21 protein-coding genes and 1 tRNA gene are annotated in these 24291 nt (G+C 70.8%); 6 read left to right on the forward strand and 16 right to left on the reverse strand.

Features of this window, described 5'->3' with window-relative positions; translation table 11 throughout:
• Positions 1–12: 12 nt before the first annotated feature.
• The 7 genes from AB0H64_RS26835 to AB0H64_RS26865 form a co-directional block, all read right to left on the reverse strand.
• Positions 13–777 carry a 3'(2'),5'-bisphosphate nucleotidase CysQ gene (locus AB0H64_RS26835; protein WP_357629651.1) on the reverse strand — a complete coding sequence of 255 codons (765 nt, stop codon included), beginning with the start codon at positions 775–777 and terminating at the stop codon, positions 13–15.
• Positions 777–2237: a sugar transferase gene (locus tag AB0H64_RS26840; RefSeq protein WP_357629654.1), complete on the reverse strand. Its 1461-nt coding sequence runs from the start codon at positions 2235–2237 to the stop codon at positions 777–779. The genes AB0H64_RS26835 and AB0H64_RS26840 overlap by 1 nt, the downstream gene beginning before the upstream one ends.
• A 92-nt stretch (positions 2238–2329) precedes the next feature.
• Positions 2330–2914 carry an aminoacyl-tRNA hydrolase gene (gene pth, locus AB0H64_RS26845; protein ID WP_310709655.1) on the reverse strand — a complete coding sequence of 195 codons (585 nt, stop codon included), beginning with the start codon at positions 2912–2914 and terminating at the stop codon, positions 2330–2332.
• Positions 2915–3039: 125 nt separating this feature from the next.
• Positions 3040–3657 (reverse strand): 50S ribosomal protein L25/general stress protein Ctc, encoded by a 618-nt coding sequence (locus AB0H64_RS26850; RefSeq protein WP_357629657.1) that lies wholly within the window; start codon positions 3655–3657, stop codon positions 3040–3042.
• 145 nt (positions 3658–3802) lie between these two features.
• On the reverse strand, positions 3803–4780 hold the full coding sequence (locus tag AB0H64_RS26855; protein WP_310709653.1) for a ribose-phosphate diphosphokinase: 978 nt from the start codon (positions 4778–4780) through the stop codon (positions 3803–3805).
• A 64-nt stretch (positions 4781–4844) separates the two neighbouring features.
• On the reverse strand, positions 4845–6329 hold the full coding sequence (gene glmU, locus AB0H64_RS26860) for a bifunctional UDP-N-acetylglucosamine diphosphorylase/glucosamine-1-phosphate N-acetyltransferase GlmU (protein WP_357629660.1): 1485 nt from the start codon (positions 6327–6329) through the stop codon (positions 4845–4847).
• 124 nt (positions 6330–6453) lie between these two features.
• Positions 6454–6525 (reverse strand) — tRNA-Gln (locus tag AB0H64_RS26865).
• A 294-nt stretch (positions 6526–6819) separates the two neighbouring features.
• Between AB0H64_RS26865 and AB0H64_RS26870 the strand changes: the two genes are divergently transcribed.
• The 4 genes from AB0H64_RS26870 to AB0H64_RS26885 are packed head-to-tail and all read left to right on the forward strand — an operon-like array spanning position 6820 to position 11692.
• Positions 6820–7758: an acyl-CoA desaturase gene (locus AB0H64_RS26870; protein WP_357629662.1), complete on the forward strand. Its 939-nt coding sequence runs from the start codon at positions 6820–6822 to the stop codon at positions 7756–7758.
• Positions 7759–7768: 10 nt separating this feature from the next.
• Entirely contained in the window at positions 7769–8749 is a 981-nt protein-coding gene (locus AB0H64_RS26875; protein WP_357629665.1) for a TetR family transcriptional regulator, read from the forward strand.
• A gap of 53 nt (positions 8750–8802) precedes the next feature.
• Positions 8803–10866 (forward strand): RNA degradosome polyphosphate kinase, encoded by a 2064-nt coding sequence (locus AB0H64_RS26880; protein WP_357629668.1) that lies wholly within the window; start codon positions 8803–8805, stop codon positions 10864–10866.
• A complete protein-coding gene (locus AB0H64_RS26885; RefSeq protein WP_357629671.1) occupies positions 10853–11692 on the forward strand; it encodes an NUDIX hydrolase in 840 nt (279 codons plus the stop codon). Before AB0H64_RS26880 ends, AB0H64_RS26885 begins: the two co-directional genes overlap by 14 nt.
• A gap of 12 nt (positions 11693–11704) precedes the next feature.
• Here AB0H64_RS26885 and AB0H64_RS26890 read toward each other — a convergent pair whose 3' ends face one another.
• Positions 11705–13198 (reverse strand): CYTH and CHAD domain-containing protein, encoded by a 1494-nt coding sequence (locus tag AB0H64_RS26890; protein ID WP_357629674.1) that lies wholly within the window; start codon positions 13196–13198, stop codon positions 11705–11707.
• Positions 13199–13266: 68 nt separating this feature from the next.
• The gene (locus AB0H64_RS26895) at positions 13267–14070 is read right to left on the reverse strand and encodes a trans-aconitate 2-methyltransferase (protein ID WP_357629677.1); all 804 of its coding nucleotides are present in this window, start codon (positions 14068–14070) and stop codon (positions 13267–13269) included.
• A gap of 56 nt (positions 14071–14126) precedes the next feature.
• Here AB0H64_RS26895 and AB0H64_RS26900 point away from each other — a divergent pair, with 56 nt between their 5' ends.
• A complete protein-coding gene (locus AB0H64_RS26900; protein ID WP_357629680.1) occupies positions 14127–14627 on the forward strand; it encodes a MarR family transcriptional regulator in 501 nt (166 codons plus the stop codon).
• Between the two features lie 102 nt (positions 14628–14729).
• Here the strand turns inward: AB0H64_RS26900 and AB0H64_RS26905 are convergent, their stop codons facing one another.
• From AB0H64_RS26905 to AB0H64_RS26915, 3 genes are all read right to left on the reverse strand, one after another.
• Positions 14730–16574 carry an ABC-F family ATP-binding cassette domain-containing protein gene (locus AB0H64_RS26905; RefSeq protein ID WP_357629683.1) on the reverse strand — a complete coding sequence of 615 codons (1845 nt, stop codon included), beginning with the start codon at positions 16572–16574 and terminating at the stop codon, positions 14730–14732.
• Positions 16575–16621: 47 nt separating this feature from the next.
• Positions 16622–17698 (reverse strand): tryptophan--tRNA ligase, encoded by a 1077-nt coding sequence (gene trpS / locus AB0H64_RS26910; RefSeq protein WP_357629685.1) that lies wholly within the window; start codon positions 17696–17698, stop codon positions 16622–16624.
• A gap of 283 nt (positions 17699–17981) precedes the next feature.
• Positions 17982–18884, reverse strand: a complete 903-nt coding sequence (locus tag AB0H64_RS26915; RefSeq protein WP_357629688.1) for a 4-(cytidine 5'-diphospho)-2-C-methyl-D-erythritol kinase — start codon at positions 18882–18884, stop codon at positions 17982–17984.
• Positions 18885–19123: 239 nt separating this feature from the next.
• Between AB0H64_RS26915 and AB0H64_RS26920 the strand changes: the two genes are divergently transcribed.
• Positions 19124–19993, forward strand: a complete 870-nt coding sequence (locus tag AB0H64_RS26920) for an arginase family protein (protein ID WP_357629691.1) — start codon at positions 19124–19126, stop codon at positions 19991–19993.
• Positions 19994–20224: 231 nt separating this feature from the next.
• Here the strand turns inward: AB0H64_RS26920 and rox are convergent, their stop codons facing one another.
• From rox to AB0H64_RS26940, 4 genes are all read right to left on the reverse strand, one after another.
• Complete coding sequence (rox, locus tag AB0H64_RS26925; RefSeq protein WP_357629694.1) at positions 20225–21652, reverse strand: rifampin monooxygenase; 1428 nt, start codon at positions 21650–21652, stop codon at positions 20225–20227.
• 829 nt (positions 21653–22481) lie between these two features.
• Positions 22482–22826, reverse strand: coding sequence for a helix-turn-helix domain-containing protein (locus AB0H64_RS26930; RefSeq protein WP_357629697.1), 345 nt, complete (start codon positions 22824–22826; stop codon positions 22482–22484).
• Between the two features lie 6 nt (positions 22827–22832).
• Positions 22833–23231 carry a hypothetical protein gene (locus tag AB0H64_RS26935; protein ID WP_357629700.1) on the reverse strand — a complete coding sequence of 133 codons (399 nt, stop codon included), beginning with the start codon at positions 23229–23231 and terminating at the stop codon, positions 22833–22835.
• A 226-nt stretch (positions 23232–23457) separates the two neighbouring features.
• Positions 23458–24291, reverse strand: an 834-nt coding sequence (locus AB0H64_RS26940) for a transposase (RefSeq protein ID WP_357629702.1), incomplete at its 5' end; no start/stop codon positions are given.

Consider the following 24291-nt stretch of genomic DNA (forward strand, 5'->3'; position numbering starts at 1 on the left):
TTCCTCCGGCGGTTAGCGGTGCAGGTCCCGGATCCCGGCGAGCAGGGTTGACGCCAAGTCCGGTAGGGAAACAAGAATATCTGGTAGCGAGGGGTCCGCCCTGTTGTAGGTGAGCGGCGTGCCGTCGATGCGGCTGGTGTAAGCTCCTGCGGCCTGTGCGACGGCGGCGGGGGCTGCGGAGTCCCACTCGTACTGACCGCCCGCGTGGACGTACGCCTCGACGTCGCCGGTGAGCACCGCGGAGATCTTCGCCCCGGCCGAGCCGATGGGCACGAGGTCGGCGCCGACGAGGTAGGCGAGATTCTGGACGAACTCCGGCGGGCGGGTGCGGCTGACCGCGATGCGGAACCTGCCGCGCTCCAGGGCGGGCAGCTTGGGCGGCTCGGCGGTGCTGAGTGTGCGGCCCTGGGCGGGCAGCGCCACGGCGCCGGCGGTGAGCCGGTCGCCCTCCCACAGCGCGACGTGCACGGCCCAGTCGGACCTGCCCTCCTCGGCGAACTCCCGTGTCCCGTCCAGCGGGTCCACGATCCACACGCGGGGCGCGCTCAGCCGGCGCGGGTCGAGCCGGTCCTCGCGGCTGGACTCCTCCGACAGCACGCAGTCGCTCGGGCGCAGCCGCGCCAGCGACTCCATCAGGAACACGTGGGAGGCCCGGTCGCCGAGGGCGCGCAACCCCGCGGGGTCGGCGAAGCCCTCGCGGGAGCGGAGCGCCAGCAGCCGCTCGCCCGCCTCGGTGGCCAGGTCAGCGGCGAGGGCGTGGTCGTCGCGAATCGTCATCAGTAAGCTCCTTGCCCGCGGGCGACGGCCGACCAAGTCTTCCACAGGATCTGGAGGTCGAGCATGAGGGACCAGTTCTCCACGTAACGCAGGTCGAGGCGGACGGATTCCTCCCACGACAGGTCGGACCTGCCACTCACCTGCCACAGGCCCGTCAGGCCGGGGCGGACGAGCAGCCGGCGGCGCACGTCGTCGCCGTAACGGTCGACCTCTTCGGGGAGGGGCGGGCGGGGGCCGACGAGCGACATGTGCCCGAGGACCACGTTGACGAGCTGAGGCAGCTCGTCGAGGGAGTGGCGGCGCATGAGGGAGCCGAGCGTGGTGACCCGCGGATCGTTGCGGATCTTGAACAGCACGCCGTCGGCGTCGCTGACGAGGGTGATCTTCTGGCGCTCGGAGCCGCGCCGCATCGTGCGGAACTTCACAATCGTGAACGGCCTGCCGTCCCTGCCGACGCGGGTCTGCCGGAACAGCGCCGGACCCGGGCTGGTGGCGCGGACCGCCACGGCCAGCGTGACCAGCAGCGGGGACAGCAGGACGAGCAGCGCCGCGGCCACCAGCCGGTCGAAGACGTTCTTGACGAGCTGGCGGGCGCCGGTGAGCTCCGGATGCTCGACGTGCAGCAGCGGGAGCCCGGCGGCGGGCCTGATCGTGGTGCGCGGCCCGGCCACCTCCATCAGCGCGGGCGCGACCACCAGCTCGGTGTGGGTGCGCTCCAGCCGCCAGGCCAGCCGGCGCAGCGCCACCCCGTCCATCTCGGGGCACGCCAGCACGGCCACCGTGTCGGCGCGGGCCTGGTCGACGACGATGGGCACGTCGCTGAAGTCGCCGGCGACGGGCACCCCGGCCACCCGCCCGCCCGGCACCTCGGCCGGCAGGCAGGCGGCGACGATCTCCATGCCGTGGTGGCGCTCGCGCCGGAAGAGCTGCACCAGCTCGGCGACCGAGGCGGCGTGGCCCACGGCCACGACCCGGCGCATGCAGGCGCCGCGGGCCCGGCGGCGGTGCAGCGAGCGGCGCAGGCCGTACCTGAGCAGCAGCGTGAACAGCGTGACCAGGGGCAGCGCGAGGACGACGTAGCCGCGGGCGACGTCGGTCTTGGTGAGGTAGGAGCCGATGGCCGTGGCGGCGGTCAGCGCGACGCCGCACTGCACGACGCGGCGGAACTCGTCGGAGCCGATGCCGATCATGCGCGGCTCGTACGCCCGGTTGAGCGCGACCGCGCAGATCCACAGCCCGGGGAGCAGTGCGCTGACGAGGAGGTACGGCGCGGCGTAGGGTGTCAGCTCGCCGAAGCGCAGGAGGAAGGCCCCGGCCGAGCCCGCGGCGGCGCCCAGCAGGTCGGCCGCGAAGGCCCGTGCCCGGTAGGCCCGCACCCACGCGGGCAGCCGCGGACTCACCCCCCACGAGGAGTCAGGCCCGAACCCGACGACGGTCAGCAGGCCCTCGCCGTCGCTCACCTCGCGCCTCCCCGTGATGCGTCCGTAACCGACAGTCACCAGATAGTAGCGTCAGCCACCTGGTCGGGGTCGCGAACGGACCTATGTGGGGATCAGCGTGGAGGGCCGGAAATCTTGAGGTCTGCCCGATGAAACTCGTTCTGGGTTACTTCGAGCCCGCGTTCCATGAGCGACTCGACCACGTCGGCGGCGCGGTCCACGAGGAAGGGGAGGTCTTTGCGCTCGGCGGTGGCGAAGTCGCGCAGGACGAAGGCGGCGGCGTCCATGCGGCCCGGCGGGCGCCCGATGCCGAAGCGGACGCGCAGGTAGTCGCGGGTGGCCAGCGACTTGGTGATGGACTTGAGGCCGTTGTGGCCGTTGTCGCCGCCGCCGAGCTTGGCGCGCAGCGCGCCGTAGGGCACGTCCAGCTCGTCGTGGACGACGATCAGCCGGTCAGGGCCGATCTTGTAGAAATCGCACAGCGCCTTGACGGGACCGCCCGACAGGTTCATGTACGTGAGCGGCTTGGCGAGGATCGCGGCGCGGGTCTCCAGCACCTCGGCGCGGCTCTTGTGCGCCTTGAACCTGCCGCCGGCCCGTGCGGCCAGCTCGTCGAGCACCATGAAGCCGGCGTTGTGCCGGTTGCCCGCGTATTCGGCGCCGGGATTGCCCAGCCCGGCGATGAGCCAGCGGTCCATGAAGTCTCCTCAGGCGCGAACACGGCTTGCGGGCGCGGGGACGCCCCCGGCTCGGGGCTCGGGGATCGGGAGTCGAGGCGCGGGACGGGGCGGCCGGACGCGCCGGCCGCCCCGTCGACCGGCGACTACTCGGCGGCGGCCTCGGTGCTCTCGCCCTCGGCGCGCTCGGCGGCCTCGCCCTCGGCGCCCTCCTCGGCGGGGGCCTCGGTCGGCTTGGCGCTGACCTGGAGGATGACGGCCTCCGGGTCGGCGGTCAGCGTGGCGCCCTGCGGCAGCTTCAGGTCACCGGCGGTGATGGCGGTGCCGACCGTCAGGCCCTCGACGTCGACCTCGACGCCGGTCGGGATGTGGGTGGCCTCGGCCTCGACGGCGACGGAGGTCATCTGCTGGTCCAGGATGCCCTCGGAGTTGACGTCGCCGACCGTGGTGACCGGGATCTCGACGGTGACCTTCTCGCCGCGCTTGACCAGGAGCAGGTCGACGTGCTCGACGAAGCCCTTGATCGGGTCGCGCTGGACGCCCTTGGGCAGGGCCAGCTCGTCCACGCCCTCGCCGTGGAGGCGGATCAGCACGTTGGGCGTGCGCAGGGCGAGGAGGACCTCGTGACCGGGCAGGGTCAGGTGCTTGGGCTCGATGCCGTGCCCGTAGAGGACGGCCGGCACCTTGTCGGCGCGGCGGATCTTGCGGGCGGCGCCCTTGCCGAACGTGGAGCGCTGCTCGGCGGCGATACGTACTTCGGACACGACATCTCCTAGGGATGCATGGGGATCGGATCTGTGGCGCTCACCCTCACCCGCCCTAGCGGAAGGCGTTACGAGCGCGACCGACTCAGCTTACCGCCTGATGAGGCCGGACTCGGCCCGGCGGACCGTGGCCGGGCGGGGCACGTCAGGTGTCGCCCTCGAACAGGCTGGTGACCGAGCCGTCGGTGAAGACCTCGGTGATGGCCCGTGCGATGAGCGGCGCGATGGACAGCACGGTGAGCTTGTCGAAGCGGGCGGCCTGCGACAGCGGGAGCGTGTTGCTCACGATGACCTCGCTGATGCGGGAGTTCTTCAACCGGTCGACGGCCGGATCGGAGAAGACCGCGTGCGTGGCGGCGACGATCACGTTGGTGGCGCCCTGCTCGTAGAGGGCGTCGGCCGCCTTGCAGATCGTGCCGGCGGTGTCGATCATGTCGTCGATGAGCACGCAGGTGCGGCCCCGGACCTTGCCGACGACCTCGTTGACCTTCACGGAGTTGGCCACGTCGAGGTCGCGCCGCTTGTGGATGAACGCGAGCGGCGTGCCCAGCGTGTCGGCCCAGCGTTCCGACAGCCGGACGCGGCCGGTGTCGGGCGAGACGACCGTGGTGGTGGCCAGGTCGAGCTTGTTCTTCAGGTAGCTCTCCAGGACGGGCATGGCGAACAGGTGGTCCACCGGGCCGTCGAAGAAGCCCTGGATCTGCGAGGTGTGCAGGTCGATCGACATGAGCCGGTCGGCGCCCGCGGTCTTGAACAGGTCGGCCATCAGGCGCGCGGTGATGGGCTCGCGCCCGCGGCCCTTCTTGTCCTGGCGCGCGTAGCCGAAGAACGGCATGACCACGGTGATGCGCTTGGCGGAGGCCCGCTTGAGCGCGTCGACCATGATGAGCTGCTCCATGATCCACTTGTTGATCGGGCCGGTGTGGCTCTGGATCACGAAGGCGTCGCAGCCGCGGACGGATTCGAGGTAGCGGGCGTAGATCTCGCCGTTGGCGAAGTCGATCAGCTTGGTGGGCGTGAGCGAGACGCCGACGTGCTCGGCGACCTCCTCGGCCAGCTCGGGGTAGGCCCTGCCGGAGAAGAGCATGAGGTTCTTCTCACCGGGCTGCTTGATGCTGGTCACGAGTCCTCCTTCGTCGGTCTCATGACCAAGATGCTGTGTTCATTGATGACCTCGACAAGCTCGGTCATGCCCCACTCTCCTGCTGGTGCTGCTGGTCGCCCGGCGCCCGGTCGGTCTGCTCCTGCTCGGCCAGGGCGCGCTGGGCCGCCGCGGCCGACTTCGTGCCCGCGCGCCTGCGCAGGACCCATCCCTCGATGTTGCGCTGGCGGGCGCGGGCCACGCCGATCGCGCCCGGCGGCACGTCGCCGTCGATCACCGAGCCCGCCGCCGTGTAGGCGCCGTCGCCGATGGTCACCGGCGCCACGAGCATGCTGTCGCAGCCGACGAACGCGCCGTCGCGCACGGTGCTGCGGTGCTTGTTGACGCCGTCGTAGTTGACGAACACCACGGCCGCGCCGATGTTGACGTCGTCGCCGATCGTGGCGTCGCCCGCGTAGGACAGGTGGGGCACCTTGGAGCGCTCACCGACCTGGGTGTTCTTCATCTCCACGAACGTGCCGGCCTTGGAGCCGCGGCCGAGGACCGTGCCGGGGCGCAGGTAGGCGTACGGCCCGACGCTCGCCCCAGGGCCGACGACCGCGGAGTCGCAGACGGCGTTGCGCACGACGGCTCCCGCGCCGACCCGGGTGGAGGTCAGCGTGGTGGCGGGGCCGACCTCCGCGCCGGACTCGATGACGGTGCGGCCGTGGAGCTGGGTGCCGGGGTGGACGACCGTGTCGGGCTCGATCTCCACGTCCGCGTCGATCCACGTGCTGGCCGGGTCCACGACGGTGACGCCGGCCCGCATGTGCCGCTCCAGCACCCGCTGGTTGAGCAGCCTGCGGACCTGGGCGAGCTGGACGCGGTCGTTGACGCCCTCGACCTCGGCGAAGTCCGCGGCGGTGTGGGCGCCCACCCGGTGGCCGTCCTCGCGGAGGATGGACAGCACGTCGGTGAGGTACTCCTCGCCCTGGGCGTTGTCGGTGGACACCCGCTTGACGGCGCCGGCCAGGAGGGCTCCGTCGAAGGCGTAGATGCCGGAGTTCATCTCCCTGATGGCGCGCTGCTCGTCGGTGGCGTCCTTCTCCTCGACGATCGCGAGGACGGCGCCCGCCGGGTCGCGGACGATGCGGCCGTACCCGGTCGGGTCGGGCACCTCGGCGGTGAGGACGGTCACGGCGTTGCGGTCGGCGGCGTGGCGCGTCAGCAACGCGGCGAGAGTCTCGGCGCGCAGCAGCGGCACGTCGCCGTAGGTGACGAGGACCGTGCCGTCGATCGCGCCGACCTCGTCGAGCACGGTGCGGACGGCGTGGCCGGTGCCGCGCTGCTCACGCTGGACGACGGCCAGCGCGTCGGGGCTGGTCTCGGCGAGGTGGGCGCCGACGCGCTCGCGCGCGTGGCCGATGACGACTATCAGGCGCTCGGGACCGAGGTCCCGGGCGGCGGCGAGCATGTGGTCGAGCAGGGCTCGACCACACACCTCGTGGAGGACTTTCGGGGTCTGGCTCTTCATCCGGGTGCCCTCGCCTGCGGCGAGGACGATGACGGCTGCCGGGCGCGGCACACTCACGGACTGAGGCTCCCTGTGGCTGGACGGATCAGGGCTGGATGCGGGCTACCGCACCGCTACCCTCCCGACACCGCGAGGATACCTGCCCGCCCCCCGGTCCACCGCGCAGGGGCGTGCCTGAATGCTCCCGGAAGAGGACTCGAACCCCTACAAAGTGGACCAAAACCACTTGTCCTGCCGATTAGACGATCCGGGATTAATCGGACACGCGCGGCATCCGACACACCTACGATACCGAGCCCGCCCCCTATCGCGCGCCCGCATGGGCAACGCCGGGATCACGCTCGCCCGATTGAGGCCACCCGCCCCGGGTAGGGCGTAGCGCTAGCAGATGCCCCGAAAACGCGCAAGCCACGGAATGCACTCACCTCGGGCGCCGAACCGTTGCCCATCGTACATTCGCGGCTTAGGACTTCCTTACTTACGATGGCGTAGGTTACGGTTGCGTAGCTCGGACATTCATCCTCATATATGTCGTGAGAGGTAGCCCATGACAGTTCTCGCCGAACGTCCCACCCCAGGACCGAAGCCCGAAGTCGAGCCCGAACCGCGAAGCAAGGCAGAGCTCGTCACCTTCTCCCTGGTGGTCGGGCTGCCGCTGATCGCGTTCGTGGCCGCCGTGCCGCTCGCATGGGGATGGGGGCTCGGCTGGACGGACATCGTGATCATGTTCGTCTTCTACGTCGTCTCGGGACTCGGCGTCACCGTCGGGTTGCACCGCTACTTCACGCACGGCTCGTTCAAGGCCAAGCGCCCCCTGAAGATCGCCCTCGGCATCGCCGGCAGCCTCTCGCTGGAGATGTCCGTGCTCGACTGGGTGGCCACCCACCGCAAGCACCACAAGTTCTCCGACAAGGAGGGCGACCCGCACTCGCCGTGGCGCTTCGGCCCCGGCTTCAGGTCGATGGCCAAGGGCCTGCTGTACGCGCACATGGGCTGGATGTTCGACGCCGAGCGCACCAACCGCGAGAAGTACGCCCCCGACCTGTGCAAGGACCCGGACGTGCTCAAGCTGCACAAGTGGTTCCCCGCGCTGGCGCTCACCTCGCTCCTGCTCCCGGGCGTGCTCGGCGGGCTGCTCACCTGGTCCTGGCAGGGCGCGCTGACCGCGCTGTTCTGGGGCTCTCTGGTCCGCATCGGCCTGCTGCACCACGTCACCTGGTCGATCAACTCGATCTGTCACGTGTTCGGCGAGGAGGACTTCCAGGTCCGCGACAAGTCCCGCAACGTGTGGTGGCTGGCGATCCCGTCCTTCGGCGAGTCGTGGCACAACCTGCACCACTCCGACCCGACCTGCGCGCGGCACGGCGCGCTGAAGGGCCAGATCGACCTGAGCGCCGAGGTCATCCGCGGCTTCGAGCGTCTCGGCTGGGTGTCCGACGTGCGCTGGCCGACTCCTGAGCGGCTGGCGGCGAAGAGGCTTGCCTGACAGTCAGACCATGGCGACCGGTCTCCCGTCCGGCACCGCCATGATGGAGACCGTGACCGAACCCCGATCTCGCAGGCGCATGTCCGGAAGAGAGCGACGAGAGCAGCTGATCCGGATCAGCCGCACGCTGTTCGCCGAGAAGGGGTTCGACGGGACCTCCATCGAGGAGATCGCGGCCACGGCCCAGGTCTCCAAGCCCGTCGTCTACGAGCACTTCGGCGGCAAGGAGGGTGTCTACGCGGTGGTCGTGGACCGTGAGATGCAGCAGCTGCTCCGCCTGATCACCGAGGCGCTCTCCGCCTCCCACTCGCTGATCAAGCTGGAGCGGGCCGCCCTGGCCCTGCTCCAGTACATCGAGGAGAGCAGCGAGGGCTTCCGCATCCTCGTCCGCGACTCCCACGCCGCCTCCGGCACGGGCACGTTCGCGAGCCTGATCAGCGAGATCGCGAGCCAGGTCGAGGACGTGCTCGCCGACGAGTTCTCCTCGCGCGGCTACGACCCGAAGCTCGCCCCCATGTACGCCCAGATGCTGGTCGGCATGGTGGCCCTGACCGGTCAGTGGTGGCTGGACGTACGCAAGCCCGGCCGCGAGGAGGTCGCCGCACACCTGGTCAACCTCGCCTGGAACGGGCTGACCGGCCTCAACCCGGACCCGTCGATCACGGTGACGACCCGGGCGCACCCGAGCATGGCCAAGCCGCCGCGACCCCTGGACAAAGGGGTGCCGGACAAGGCGCGCGAGCGGGAGCTGAAGGAGGCGGAGAAGGCCAGGCAGCGGGAGCTGCGTGAGGCCGAGAAGGCCCGCGTCCGCGAGCTGAAGGAGCGAGAGCGCCTCCTCAAGGAGGCCGAGAAGGAGCAGGAGCGGCTGCTGAAGGAGGCGGAGAAGGTTCGCGAGCGCGAGGAGAAGCTCCGCCTGCGCGAGGCCCGTCTCGCCGAGCGGGCCGCGCGGCTCGGGCAGGGCGATTCTGGGCCGGTTGACCAGCAGGATTAAGTCATTGCGAGTTAGTTAACGTTCCGTTCAGACTTGTGGGGCATATTTCACGTATGTCCGTGGAACTGCTGCATCCTGGAAGTGACCTGCCCTTGCCCCAGGAGAGGTTCCTCAACCGTGAGGAGAGCTGGCTCCAGTTCAACGAGCGGGTCCTCGAGCTGGCCGAGGACTCGTCGCTCCCCCTCCTGGAGCGGGTGCGCTTCCTGGCCATCTTCGCGAGCAACCTCGACGAGTTCTTCCGGGTACGGGTGGCCGGCCTGAAACGACGCATGGCCACCGGCCTGCTGCTGCGGACGAAGAGCGGGCTGAAACCTCGCGAGGAGCTGGCCCGGATCGCCACCATCGCCGAGGACCTGGCCAGGCGGCACGCGGCCGTGTTCCACGAGACGATCGTGCCGAAGCTCGCGGCGGAGGGCATCGAGATCGCCCGCTGGGAGGACCTGGGCCGCGACGAGCGCACCGAGCTGCGCAGGCTGTTCCGGGAGCGGATCAGGCCCGTCCTCACGCCGCTGGCCGTGGACCCCGCCCACCCCTTTCCGTACATCTCAGGCCTCAGCCTCAACCTGGCCGTCGTGGTGCGTAACCCGTCCACCGACCACACCGTCTTCGCCCGGGTCAAGGTGCCGTCCCAGCTCCCCCGGTTCGTGCAGGCGTCGCCGAGCCGGTTCGTGCCCTTGGAGGACGTGATCGCGGCCCACCTCGGGCAGCTGTTCAAGGGCATGGAGATCGTCCAGCACCACGTCTTCCGCGTCACCAGGAACGAGGACCTCGACGTCGACGAGGACGTCACCGAGAACCTCATGCAGGCCCTGGAGAAGGAGCTGCTCAAGCGCCGCTTCGGCCCACCCGTCCGGCTGGAGGTCGAGGACACCATCACGCCCGAGGTGCTGGAGCTGCTGGTGGACGAGCTCGGGGTGGCGCCCCACGAGATCTACCGCATCGCCGGGCCGCTGGACCTGACCGGCCTGCACGCCATCGCCGACCTCGACCGCGGCGAGCTCAGCTACCGGCCGTTCGTGCCGGCCGAGGTGGTCAGCGCCGACGACGACATCTTCAGCGTGCTGCGTGAGCGCGACGTGCTGCTGCACCACCCGTACGACTCGTTCTCCACCAGCGTGCAGCGCTTCATCGAGATGGCCGCCGCCGATCCGAGGGTGCTGGCCATCAAGCAGACCCTCTACCGGACCAGCGGCGACTCCCCCATCGTGGACGCCCTCATCGACGCTGCCGAGGCGGGCAAGCAGGTCGTCGTCGTGGTCGAGATCAAGGCCCGCTTCGACGAGCACGCCAACATCTCGTGGGCCCGCAAGCTGGAGCGCGCCGGCTGCCACGTCGTCTACGGCGTCGTCGGGCTCAAGACCCACTGCAAGCTCGCCCTCGTCGTGCGGCAGGAGCCCTCCGGGGAGCTGCGCAGCTACTGCCACATCGGCACCGGCAACTACAACCCCAAGACCGCCCGGCAGTACGAGGACTTCGGCCTGCTCACCGCGGACCCGCTGGTCGGCGAGGACGTCACCGACCTGTTCATCCACCTGACCGGCTACTCCAACCACTCGGCCTACCGCCGGCTGCTGGTGGCCCCGCACTCCATGCGCGGCGGACTGCTGGCCCGGATCGAGCGGGAGATCGCCCACCAGCGGGCCGGGCGGCCCGCGCGCATCAGGATCAAGACGAACTCCCTGGTGGACGAGCCGCTCATCGACGCGCTCTACCGCGCCTCACGGGCGGGCGTGCCCGTGGACCTGTGGGTGCGGGGCGTGTGCATCCTGCGGCCCGGCGTCCCCGACCTGTCCGAGAACATCCGGGTCCGGTCGGTGCTGGGCAGGTTCCTGGAGCATTCGCGGGTGTACGAGTTCGGACTCGGCCGGCGCCCCGAGGTGTGGATCGGCAGCGCCGACCTGATGCGCCGCAACCTGGACCGCCGGGTGGAGGCCCTGGTCAAGGTCACCTCGTCGCAGCACAAGGCGTACCTGATCGACCTCATGGACCGGGTCATGGCCGAGACCACCAACGCCTGGTGGCTCGACGGCGACGGCAAGTGGGTCCACCACCCCGGCGAGGACCTGCAGAACCACCTGATCGCCACGCGCCGCTGGAGGACCGTTGACGACGACTGACGACCCGCTGCGCGCGGCCGGAGCCGTCGTCTGGCGCGGCGACGCGGCCGCGCCGGAGGTCGCCCTCATCCACCGCCCCCGCTACGACGACTGGACGTACCCCAAGGGCAAGCTCAAGGCCGGCGAGCACCCGGTCGCCGCCGCCCTACGCGAGGTGCGCGAGGAGACGGGCCTCACGGTCGCGCTCGGCCGCGCCCTGCCGCCCGTCCACTATCCGTACAAGGATCGACTCAAGCGGGTCGACTACTGGACGGCCCGGGTCGTGGGGGACGACGGCTTCGCGCCCGGCGACGAGGTGGACGAGCTGCGGTGGCTGCCGGTGGAGGAGGCCCGCGCCCTGCTCACCCACGCGTGGGACGCCGATCTGACCGACGCGTTCATGGTCGCGCCGCTCACGAGCACCCCGCTCGTCCTCGTACGGCATGGCTTCGCCGGGTCCCGGCAGGAATGGGACGGGGACGACGCGTTGCGCCCCCTCGACGCCGACGGCGTGGCCCAGGCGGCGACGCTGGCCGCGGTGCTGCCCGCCTACCGGCCCGAGGAGGTGGTCAGCTCGCCGAGCCTGCGCTGCGTGCAGACGGTCGAGCCGTACGGCGTCCCGGTGCGGCTGGAGCCGCTGCTGAGCGAGGAGAGCCAGGACCCGGAGAAGACCCCCGCGCTGGTGGCCATGTTGCGTGGGCCGGCGGTCGTGTGCAGCCACGGCAAGGTGCTGCCCCACCTGATCCGGCGGCTCAGCGGCGACGACGTCCGGCTGGAGAAGGGGGAGTTCGCGGTGCTGCACCGGGTGGACGGGCGGGTCGTCGGCGTGGAGCGCTACCCCACCTGACGCCGGCCGCTCCTACGGGTTCAGCTTGCTGAGCGCCTTGCCGGCCGCCGTGGCCGTGCGGGCCCACGTCCGGGGGAAGTCCGCCAGGGCGCGGTCCGCGACGGTGCGCTCCATCCCGATCAGCAGCCCGTACGTGAAGGTGTCCTCCCCCGCCTCGCGGGCGCGCTCCGTCTCCTCGGCCAGCGTCTCCTGGGCCACCACGGCGTCCTGGTGGGCGCCCAGCGCGTCCTGGACGCCCTCGGCCAGCTTGGCCAGCCGAGGCGTCCCGGGGCCGAGGACGGCTCTGACCGCCTCGGCGGTGTAGCGGGCGCGCTTGGCGGCCTTGCGGACCTCGTGCATGGCCGTCTCGCGGCGCTGCGGCTCGTCGATCGCCTGGGCGGCGTCGTACTTCCGGATCACCCGCTCCCAGTTCGCGGCGGCCACGGCGGCCAGCTCCTCCCCTGCCGGCCGGGCGGCGCGCTTGCCCTGCTCCGGCTCGGCCGCCAACCGCTCCAGGGCGTCGAGCAGCCGGTAGTAGCGCTCGCCGCTCAGCGCCTCGCGGATGCGCCCGTACGCCTCGGCCTCGCGGGCGCGCAGGCCGTCGCCGAGCCTGTGCCGGACGGGGCCGGTGACCAGCTCGGGCGCGAGCTCCGCCAGCTCCTCGGCGAACCTGCCCCGGATCACCTCCAGGTCGCGGGCCTCGCCGAGCACACTGCCGAGCCACTTGAGCTCGTCCTGGACGTGGCTGGTGTTCTTGACGATCTTCTTGAACGCCTTGAGCGCGCTGCGCAGCCGCCGGGAGGCGACACGCATCTGGTGGACGGCGTCCTTCTCCGCCAGCCGTACCTGGGGGTCCTGGGCGATCAGGGCACGGACCTGGTCGGAGAGGTATCCGGTCACCACCTCGCCGGCGCTGCCCGGCTCGGTCGGCGGCGCGGGCGGGGCGGGCACGTCGAGGAGCCGGGCGAGCTTGCTGGCCGCGCCGGACGGGGTCGCGCCCGCCTTCCTGAGCCGTTTGCCGACCTTGGCGAGCACCGCGGCGTCGCCGTCGAGCAGCTCCGCCTCCACCTCCCGCCAGCGCACGATCCGCAGCTCCTCGCCGAACACCGTGCCCTTGACCCGGTCGTCGGCGACCTCCACGAGCCGCCTGTCGCCCTGACGGACGACCGTGACGCTCCTGCGGGTCTCCAGCTCGGCCACCGCCTGGAGCGGCGCTCCCCGCGTGTAGCCGCGGACGAGCTCGGCCAGGTCGTCCGGCACCACCCTGACGCTGCGGGTCAGGGGTCGGCCGATCTCCTGGCGGGCGCCCTTGGCCCTGGGCAGCTTGAGGTGCCAGCCGGCGTCGTCGCCGCCCCTTCGGCGCCGGAGCGTGATGCCGTGGGCGGCCAGCCGCAGGTCAGGCGTGTCGTAGTAGATCGCCACGAGCGTGTGGCTCTTGGGCCCCACGACCTGTCCGACCCGGCTCAGGTCCGGAATCGCGTAGTCGGGGGGAACGTCGAACTTGTCCTCGATCTCGATGCCCACCACACCTCACAAGGTCCATATATGGACAATCATGCCACTGTGCGGCGAACAATCACATAAGCCCGAATCGGTTACCGGTCGCCGCCGTCCTGGTCGGCGGGGGCCCCCTTGTGGGCGACCACGAAGATCCGGCGGAACGGGAACGGCGTGCCGTACTCCCTGGCCGGATAGGCCTCGTCGAGCCGGGCCGCGAGGTCCTCCTTGAAGGAGAAGTGCTCGTCCACGTACAGCCGGTCGAGGATGGGCCGCAGGGCAGTGCCGGAGACCCAGTCGAGCACGGCGTTCTCACCCTGGAGCACGTGGACGTACGTGGTCTCCCAGGCGTCGACCTGGCAGCCGCAGGAGTCCAGCAGGTCCACGTAGTCCACCGGGCCGCCCACCGGGCTGCCGCGGTCGAAGTCGCCGAGCCGGTCCGCCCAGCGCGGCGAGGCGCACACCTCGCGGATCGCCGCGTGGCTGGGCGCGTCGAAGTTCCCCGGCACCTGGAAGGCCAGCCAGCCGCCGTCGTCGAGCGCCTCCACCCAGTGTTCGAGCACGTCGCGGTGCGAGGGCACCCACTGCAGGACGGCGTTGGACACGATGACGTCCACCGGGCGGTCGGGCCGCCACATGGTCACGTCGGCCACCGCGAACCTCGGCGCCGCCTTCAGCTCCCGCGCCTTGGTGATCATCGCCGGGGAGGAGTCGAAGCCCTCCACGGTCGCCCCCGGCCAGCGGCGGGCCAGCTCCAGAGTGAGCTCTCCAGTGCCACATCCCGCGTCCACGACGTAGTCCGGCTCGTCGGCGCCGACGCGGGCGAGCAGCTCGTGGAAGGGGCGCGACCGCTCGTCGGCGAACCTTGCGTAGGTCGCGGGGTCCCAGATATCTCTCGACATAAAGATAATTGATATCGAGACACATATCTCGATGTCAAGATAGTAGACTCAATGTCATGACGCAGGATGCGCAGGACGAGGTGGACCGGCTCGTCGCGGCCTGGCGGGCCGAACGGCCCGACCTCGACGTCGAGCCCCTCCAGGTGCTCTCCCGCGTATCGAGGCTTGCCAAACACCTCGACCGGGCAAGACGTGCCGCTTTCGACGAGCACCACCTCGAACCGTGGGAGTTCGACGTGCTGACGGCGCTGCGGCGCGCCGGCAAGCCGTACGAGCTGAGTCCGGGAGCGCTGCTGCGCGCCACGCTGGTCACCTCGGGCACGATGACCAACCGCATCGACCGGCTGGCGCAGGCCGGGCTCGTGGTGCGGCGACCCGACCCGGAGGACCGGCGGGGCGTGCTCGTGTCACTCACCCCGGCAGGGCTCGACCGGGTGGACGCGGCGTTCGCGGGGCTGCTGCGCAGGGAGCACGAGCTGCTGGCGGGACTGAGCGCGGAGGACCAGCGGACCCTGGCCGCCCTCCTCCGCACCCTCCTGACGCCGTTCGACTCCTGACGCCGTTCGACTCCCGACGCCGCTCGACTCCTGACGCCGCTCGACTCCTGACGCCGTTCGACTCCCGACGCCGCTCGACTCCTGACGCCCGGTTCGGGCCGCTCAGTCGCCGAGGCGGTCGGCCAGCTCCAGCCAGGCGCCTTCGACCGAATCCTTCTGGGCCAGCACGTCGCGCAGCTCGGCGTTGAGGGAGCCGAGCCGGGCGTAGTCGCTGGCCGCCTCCGCCATCGCCGCGTGCAGCTTGGCCTCCTGCTCGCCGAGCCGGTCGAGCTGGCGTTCGAGGCGGTTGAGCTCCTTGCGCAGCTCCCGCTCCTCCTTGGCGGACAGCCCGCCCGCCGCCGCCTCGCCTTCGGCCGTCGCCGTCTCTTTCGCGTCTTTGGCGGGAGCGTTCAGGGTGTTCTTGGCGGGGCCGCCGGAGGTGCCCGCGCCGGTCCGGGCCGTGAGGGCCATGCCCGACGCCCGCCGCTCCAGGTACTCGTCCACCCCGCCCGGCAGCAGAGACAGCCGGCCGTCGCCCAGCAGGGCCACCGAGCGGTCGGTGACGCGCTCCAGGAAGTAGCGGTCGTGGCTGACCAGGATCAGCGTGCCGGGCCAGCCGTCGAGCAGGTCTTCCAGCTCGTTCAGTGTCTCGATGTCGAGGTCGTTGGTCGGCTCGTCGAGCAGCAGCACGTTCGGGTCGTCCATGAGCAGCCGCAGCAGCTGCAACCGCCGCCGCTCGCCGCCCGACAGGTCGCCGACGACCTTCCACTGGGCGTCGCCCTTGAACCCGAGGCGTTCGAGGAGCTGCGAGGCCGTCCACTCCTTCTTGCCGACCTGCACGTACTTGCGGATCTCCTCGACCGTCTCCAGCACGCGCCGCGCCGGGTCCAGCTCGGCCAGCTCCTGGGACAGGTGCGCCAGCCGCACCGTCTTGCCCCGCACGAGCCGGCCCGAGTCGGGCTCGACCGTGCCGGCCAGCAGGCGCAGCACCGAGGACTTGCCGGAGCCGTTCACGCCGATCAGCCCGATGCGGTCGCCCGGCCCGAACTGCCACGTGGTGCGGTCGAGCACCAGCGGCCCGTCGCCGGGACCGCCGGCGTGCAGCGTCACGTCCTCCAGGTCGTACACGGTCTTGCCGAGCCGCGCCGTGGCGAACTTCACCAGCTCGACGCTCTCCCGCGGCGGCGGCTCGTTCGCGATCAGCGCCTGGGCGGCGTCGATGCGGAACTTCGGCTTGGACGTGCGGGCGGGCGGCCCGCGCCGCAGCCAGGCGATCTCCTTGCGCATGAGGTTCTGGCGGCGCTCCTCGGCGGCCTGCGCGATGCGCGCCCGCTCGGCCTTGGCCAGCACGTACGCGGCGTAGCCGCCCTCGTAGCGCTCGACCCGGCCGTCCACGACCTCCCACGTACGGGTGGACACGGCGTCGAGGAACCACCGGTCGTGCGTCACGACGACGAGCGCGCTCCTGCGGCCGGACAGGTGCGCCGCCAGCCAGGCGATCGCCTCGATGTCGAGGTGGTTGGTGGGCTCGTCGAGCATGATCAGGTCATGCTCGTCGATGAGCAGCCGGGCCAGCGCCGTACGCCGCCGCTCGCCGCCGGACAGCTCGCCCGCCTTGGCGTCGAGGTCGAGGTCGCCGATGAGGTTGGTCAGGATCTCGCGTACGGACTGGTCACCGGCCCACTCGTGCTCCGCGCGCCCGCCGAGCACGATCTCGCGCACGGGCAGGCTCGGGTCGAGGTCGTCGCGCTGGGACAGGAACCCGACGCGCAGGCCCCGTGTGTGCGTGACACGGCCGGTGTCGGGCTTCACGTCACCGGCGATGACCGACAGCAGCGTGGTCTTGCCACCGCCGTTACGGCCGACGACGCCGATCCGCTCACCGGCCTCGACCCCGAGGGAGACGTCGGCGAGCAGCGGCTTGGGCCCGTAGGCATGGGAGACAGACTCGAGATTGACCAGATTCATGGCCACACCAGCGTATCGGCCCCAACCGCCCTGCTGAGCCCACCCGCTCAGTAGTGGCTGTCCATGGCGGTACGCACCTCGGCGAGGGTGACATCGGCCACGGCCACGGCTCGCTCGTTGCCCTCGCGCAGGATCTGGCGGAGGTGGGCACGGTCGCGCGCGTACTCGGTCCGGCGGGCCCGGATCGGGGCCAGGTACTCGTTGACCGCCTCGGTCACGGTCCTCTTCAGCGCGGCCGCTCCCGCGGCGCCGATCTCGGCGGCGACCTGCTCGGGGGCCCGGCTCTGGCAGAGGGCCGCCAGCAGCAGGAGCGAGGACACCTCCGGGCGAGTGGCCGGGTCGTAGGTGATGTGGCGCTCGGAGTCCGTCTTGGCCCCCTTGATCAGGCGGGCGGTCTCGTCGGCGTCTGCGGCCAGGGTGATGGCGTTGCCCCGGCTCTTGCTCATCTTGGTGCCGTCCGTGCCGAGCAGGAGCGGCGCGTTCGACAGCAGGGCGTCAGGCTGGGGGAACACAGCGGTGCCGGCGCCGTAGCGGTCGTTGAAGCGACGGGCGATGGTCCGGGTCAGTTCCAGGTGGGGAAGCTGGTCCCGTCCGACCGGGACCAGGTTGGCCTTGCAGAAGAGGATGTCGGCGGCCTGGTGGGCGGGGTAGGTGAACATCAGCCCGCTGACGGAGGACTGCCGCGAGTGGGCGATCTCGTCCTTGACCGTGGGGTTGCGGCTGAGCTCGGCGGTGGAGACAAGGCTGAGGAAGGGCAGCAGCAGCTGGTTGAGGGCGGGGACGGCGCTGTGGGTGAAGATCGTGCTGCGCGCCGGGTCCACGCCGATGGCGAGGTAGTCCAGTACGAGCTCCTCGACGTACCCGGTCAGGTTGCTCGCCACGTCACGGTCGGTCAGGACCTGGTAGTCCGCGATGATCACGAACATCTCCACGCCGAGGTTCTGGAGACGTACCCGGTTGTGGAGGGTGCCGAAGTAGTGGCCCAGATGCAGCTGTCCGGTGGGGCGGTCGCCGGTCAGCACCCGGAACCGGCCCGGGTCCTCACGGATCAGCTCCTCCAGCTCCGCGCTGCGAGCCTGCGCGGCGGACACCCCGAGGGAGTCGGGCTCTGCGGTGGTGTTCATGCGTGTCTCCTGGTGAGGTGGGTCGGTATCGCCGTCAGGACGACGCGACCCCTGATCCAGGGAACACAGAAGGGCCGTCCGTCGAACGGCCCTTGGGTCATGCGTGAGAGGCGGCCGCTCCTACGAGGAGCGCCACCAGCTCAGACATGACGAAAGACGCATGGGCCCATCATAGCGTCGGCCGATGCGATCTCAAGGAGATCGGCGGGCCTGCCGCCTCGCCCATGCGCGCCCCGGCCGGCGGCCCCGCGGCCCGCGGGCGGAGTTGCGGAAGGTCGTGCTCTCAAGCCGGGCGTGGGCCCGGGACCGGGCCGTGGGCGGCGAGGGCGGTGCGGCAGGTCGGGAGGGCGGACAGTGTGTCGGCCAGGCGCTGGGCGTGGTCGGCGTCCGTGGCGAGGAAGGCGCAGGTGGGACCCGAGCCGGAGACCAGGGCGCCCAGAGCTCCGGCCTCGCGACCGGCGTCCAGGGTCCGGCTCAGATCGGGGCGCAGGGACAGCGCGGCGGCCTGGAGGTCGTTGCTGAGCCGGGCACCCAGCGCCTCGGCGTCACCGGCACCCAGCGCCGCCAGCAGCGGCTCACTGAGCTGCGGCCACGGCACCTCCGCGCCGGACGACTCGCGCAGCCGGTCGCACTCCGCGTACACCTTGGCCGTGGACAGCCCTCCGTGCGCCACGGCGAACGCCCAGTGGAACTCACCGCCCGTCGGCGCGTCGCTCAGCCGCTCGCCCCGCCCGGTGCCGACCGCCGTTCCCCCCAGCAGCGAGAACGGCACGTCACTGCCCAGGTCGGCGGCGATCTCCATGAGATCCTCGACCGGCAGGCCCAGGCCCCACAGCTCGTTGCACGCCACCAGCGCGCCCGCCGCGTCGGCACTGCCTCCGGCCATGCCACCCGCCACCGGAATGGACTTGTGGATGATCAGCTCGGCCCCGTACGTCCGCCCGGCGTGCTTGGCCAGGGCGCGGGCGGCCTGGATGGCGAGGTTGCCGTCGTCGACCGGCACCTGGTCGGCCCACTCGCCCGCCACCGACACGGTGATGGAGTCGGACTCCTTGGCGACGACCTCGTCGAAGACGGACACGGCATGGAAGACGTTGACCAGGTCGTGGTAGCCGTCCTCACGCAGCGGCCCCACGGACAACTGGACGTTGACCTTCGCGGGCACCCGTACGGTCACCGAACTCATGAATCTTCTGCCACTCTCATCGCCTGCCGGGAAGGACACCCGATGGTATACGGGCCTGTAGCCCTGCCACGCGAATCTGCGGGAAGTGCCCGGGGGATCCCTCCGCTGACTGTGCGGCAATGTACGGTTCTGTGCTGAACTGCGGTTTTACAGTACGCGAGGGACTCCCTCCCCCTCGGGCGAGAGAATCATCGGAGGCGGCGATCACAGCACATCGCGAGACCACTGAGGTGACGGTCGTGGAGGTGCCGCAGTGGCGCGGTTCTGGGGCGCCCACGGCCGAGCGGCTGCGCGAAGGGGCACGGCTGCTGGCCGGCATGGTGCCCGCAACCCACCGCGTACGCGTCGACGTCGATGACGACGACCTGCCGGCGACGGCGGCGAGGGTGCGGTCGGCGGTTTCGGAGGCCAGTGGGTTCGTGGTCACGGCCGGAGGCGACTGCGGGGTCGAGCTGGAACCCGTGGCAGAGGCGCTGCGGCGGTACGGGGACCGGTTGGTGGTCGTCTGGTTCGACGCGCACGGAGACCTCAACACCCCGGCCACGTCACCCTCGGGCGCCTTCCACGGCATGGTCCTCCGCGCGCTGACCGGCGAGGGCCCCACCGGCCTGGTACCGGACCACCCGCTGGACCCCCGCCGGATCGTGCTCGCCGGAGCCCGGGATCTCGACCCGGGTGAGACGGCCTTCATCCGGAGCAGCGGCATCCAGCACGTCAGTGCGACACCTCCCACCCCGGCCACGCCGACGCCCCCAGCTCCGCCGACACCCCCCGCCTCGCCGACGGTCCTGGCCCCGCTGACAGGCCCGGAGGCGCTGGCGGCGGCGATCGCGTCAGCCGTCCGCGATGAGGGCGATCCGGATGAGCGCGCGGCCGTGTACATCCACATCGACCTGGACGTGCTCGATCCCGAGACCTTCGCCAGCGTCGGCTCGCCTGCTCCCGGCGGACTTCAGCCGGACCAGCTTCTCGCCATGGTCCGGGCGACAGCGGATCGCTTCGAGATCGCCGGGCTCGGCATCACGGAGTACGAACCGTCCCGTCCAGAGGACCAGTCGCTCCTTGCGCCTCTGGTCCAGGCGCTGGTGGAGGCGTGCGCCGGCCCTTGAGGCAAGTAAGCATGACCGGACTCCAGCCCTCGGACCGGGAACCGGCTCATCCTCGGCCACCCGTCCAACCCTCACCTGGCTCCACACGCGAGGTCTGCCCGACGCCCTGGGCCGTCCTCGATCACCAGCACCTCCTGGTGACCGAACCGGATGACCTCGCCCCGCTCGGCCTGGATCGTCGCCGCGATGTCGCCGTCACAACCGACCGCTCTTCCGGGCCGGACCGCCCGTTCAGTTGACGGGCGCGCCGAACCACTTGCGCATCTGGCCGAGCAGCTCCGTCCCATCTTCGCCGACCCACGCCACGTGGCCGTCCGGCCGCAGCAGCACGGCGGGCACGTCCAGTTCCTCGCTGGCGTCGACGACGTGGTCGACCCGATCCGCCCACCCCGCCACCGAAAGCCGGCCGGTCTGGTCGAGCAGCAGCCCGCGGCCGCCGTGCATCAGCTCGTAGAGGCGACCCCGCTTCAGCCCCACGTCCCGCAGCCGCCGGCCGAGCAGTTCGTGCCCCTCGCCGAAGTCGTAGCGGACGCCGATCGCCGTGATCTTCTCGATCAGGTACCGGTTCACATCCTCGAAGTCCATCAGCTCCGACACCAGCCGGCGCACTGCCTGGGGACCGGGCCCGAGGGACGTCAGCTCGACCATCGCGCGGGTGGTGTTCAGGACGTCGGCGGCCACCGGGTGCCGTTCGGTGTGGTAGCTGTCCAGCAGCCCCTCCGGTGCCCAGCCGCCGACCTCGGCGGCCAGTTTCCAGCCCAGGTTGAACGCGTCCTGGACGCCGAGGTTGAGCCCCTGCCCGCCGGTCGGCGGGTGAATGTGCGCCGCGTCGCCGGCCAGCAGCACCCGGCCGACCCGGTAGCGCTCGGCCTGCCGGGTGGCGTCGCCGAAGCGGGAGAGCCAGCGCGGTGAGTGCACGCCGAAGTCGGTGCCGGCGATCGCCCGTACCCCCTGCTTCAGATCATCCAGGGTCGGCGGGACCGTGCGGTCCTCTGCCACCCCCTGGGCGCGCGCGAGGACGCGATAGACCCCGTCCCCGACGGGTACGGCGCCGAACCCCTTATGGGTCCTGCCGACTTCGGCCACCAGGGCCGCCAACTCCTCCGGCGGCATCGTCACCTCCACCTCGCCGAGCACCCACTCGACCCGGGCGGGCTCGCCGGGGAAGCCGACGCCGAGCAGCTTGCGCACCGTGCTGCGGCCGCCGTCGCAGCCGACGAGGTAGCGCGAGCGCAGCTGCGTGCCGTCGGCCAGCTCGACCGTCACCCCGGCCTCGTCCTGGCTCAGCCCGACCAGTTCGCAGCCGCGCCGGACCTCGGCGCCGTGCTCGATGGCATGCTCGGTCAGCAGGCGCTCGGTGATGGTCTGCGGGATGGCGAGAACGTACGGATGCGCTGTGTCCAGCCGGTCCGGCCGCGGCTTGGTGATGCCGGCGAAGAAACCATTGACCGGGGACTGCCGACCGAGCGCGCGGAACCGGTCCAGCAGACCGCGCTGGTCCATCACCTCGATGCTGCGGGCGTGCAGGCCGCGCGCGCGGACAACCCTGGTCGGCTCCGCCTCCTTCTCCAGTACGAGCACGCGCACGCCGTGCAGCCGCAACTCGCCGGCCAGCATCATGCCGGTCGGTCCGCCACCGGCAATGATCACGTCAAACATGACCCCCCCTGTCAACGAAGTCGCATTTCAGCCAGTTGCTCCGCGCACCTCACTGCGCGCACTTCCGCGCCGTCCAACTGCGCGCACTTCCGCGCCGTCCAACTGCGCGCACTTCCGCGCCCCCGCGCAAAGCCCGGCAGCGCCCGCCTCCGCACCTCCTCGCCCCCCGCAAAGCCCGGCGGCGCCTGCCTCCACGCCTCCGAGCGAGTGCTCGAAACCGCATCGGGTGTCCCGGCCCTCGGTTCGACGTCCAGCGAAGCCCAGCCGTCGACAAAAGCACGCCCGCCTACGTCGTGAATCCCAGATTCCCGTAGGTACTGGCTTCGGTCGGAGATTCTGCAGCACGACCCGGGTCTTGCCGCAAGCCCCTGGGCGCGCTATAGATTGAAAGTGGCAAGGGGTGCGGAAACTCCTTGCCTTTGTCGTCTGCGGTGGACGGACGACCTCCTCACAAAGCGGCAGCGCGCGCCGGCATACGGCGTCACGTCGATACAGGGGGACGCACCCCTGCATCACCTGGGACCGGGCTGCCCCGAACGATTTGACGAATCGTCGAAATGTTTGTGACCCGTGTGGCCGAGTACCTATCGTCGCCGCTGTGGAAACCTCCCTGACACAGCCGATCAATCCCGCGACGCTCCCTGACGCGACGGGCAACTACGCGCATGGCACCTTGGTGGCTGGGGTCCGCCGCACTGTGTTCGTCAGCGGCCAGGTCCCTTGGAGCAGGCAGGGCGCGGTTCCCGAAGACTTCGACTCCCAGTGCCGCTTGACTTCTATTCCGAAGAATGGCTGCTGGAGATCGAGGCGATCGCCGTCGGGTGACCGATCACCCGATGTGCACGTCCAGCAGGTGCCGGCCCAGCGGAGTCAGCTCGTGCCGGGCCGTTCGTGCCACCCGGGTGGTGACGGCGAGTCCGGCACGTCGCAGGTTCGCCACATGTGTCGAGGCGGTTGCCGGCGTGACGCCTAACGCCGTGGCAAGGTCCGTGGTGCCGCAGCCGGGACGATCGGCAAGAGCCCGCAACACCGCCGCCCGGCGCTCACCGATCGCCCCGGCCAGACGCCCGTCCGGCCAGTTGCGCCCACCGTTGTCACGCCAGAACGCCCCCGCCGTGCGCGCCGGATAAAAGAGACATCGGCTGCTGCCGGTCGTTGAGCTGCCGATGCACACCGTCAGTCAGGAACATGCTCGGCACCAGAACCAGCCCCCGGCCGCCGAGGGCGAAATCGGGCGCGCCCGGCCCTTCGAAGCCCAGATGCGGATACTCCCAACGCACATGTGGAGGGCACAAAGTGGCGAGCATGACGTCCAGACCATGCTGCGCCGCGAGCCGTGCACGATAGGCGACATCCGCCGCCAACTGCGCGTGCAGCCGTGGCCAATCGGCGCCAGCACCGCTTGGTGGAACACCGTGAAAGCGTGCCTCAACGTTCGCCGACCGCGGTCGGGATGGTGCAGCAGCGCGTCGACGACCACCGGAACGGTCTCCAGCACGCCGGCGAACGCAGCCATGTCCTGTTGCACCGGCACGGATGGGTCGTCAAGCGCGGCGTGGAGTTCATCCTCGAACGACATCGAGTCAGCAGCAGGCTGCGGCGTCAGAAAGTCCGGCAGATACCGGGTGTGCGCCGAGCACAGTGTTACCACCGGCCGAGCCACCGCGGGCACCACTGCACGACTGGCCTGACGCCACGCGGCCAGACCGGGCGGCGGTTTCGGCAGTCCGAGACCACGCGCCGCTTTCAGCGTCTCCTGAAAGGGCAGAGTGACTCCTCCACCCCGTAAACGGGGTGGCTTCTCGCTACGCCGCGCGGGCGTCGCGGAGGACCAGCCCGGCCCTCTTGATGTTGCTCGCCGCGACCACGTCCGCGTTTGCCGCGTACCCGCACGTGAGGCAGACGAAGCCGGCCTGGGTGGTGCGATTGGCCCCTGACACGTGCCCGCATTGGGGGCAGGTGCGGGAGGTGTTGCGGGGGTCCACCGCGATCACGTCCCGACCGGCGCTTTCAGCCTTGCTGGTGAGGATCGCGAGGAACACCCCCCAACCCGCGTCCAGGATGCTCTTGTTCAGCCCAGCCTTCGCCGCTGACCCGTTGGGCAGGAATCCGCCCGCCTGCTCCGGGTCGGGCTTCACCGCGGGGCTCTTGGTCATGTTCGCAATGCGCAGGTCCTCGACCGCAATAACCTCGGCCGCGCGGAGGAGGCCAAGCGCGCTCTTGTGCGCGTGGTCGGTCCGCTGCCGGGCCACCTTGCGGTGGATCTGCCCGAGCTTCTTGGCGGCCCTCTTGCGGCGGGTGCTGCCGCGTCTGGTGCGGGCGTAAGCCCGCTGCGCGGCGGCCAGTTCCTCCTGCGCGGTCTTGAGGTAGCGGGGGTTGGCGATATGCCCGCTCTCGTCGGTGACGCCGTCGATCGGCTCGCTCACGGTCGCGAAGTGCGTGACGCCCATGTCCACCCCGACCTCACGGCCGGTCGCAGGCAACGGCACGGCAGGCACCTCGTCGCACGAGCAGATCACATACCAGCGGCAGCCCTCCCGTTTGATCGCGATCTGCTTGACCCGCCCGGCGATCGGCCGGTGCTGATGCACCCGCAGATGCCCGACGCCCTGCACGCGCAGGTAGGTCGCGGCCGGGTG

Origin of the sequence: Nonomuraea sp. NPDC050733 (assembly GCF_040654215.1) — a bacterium.
Classification (GTDB): domain Bacteria; phylum Actinomycetota; class Actinomycetes; order Streptosporangiales; family Streptosporangiaceae; genus Nonomuraea.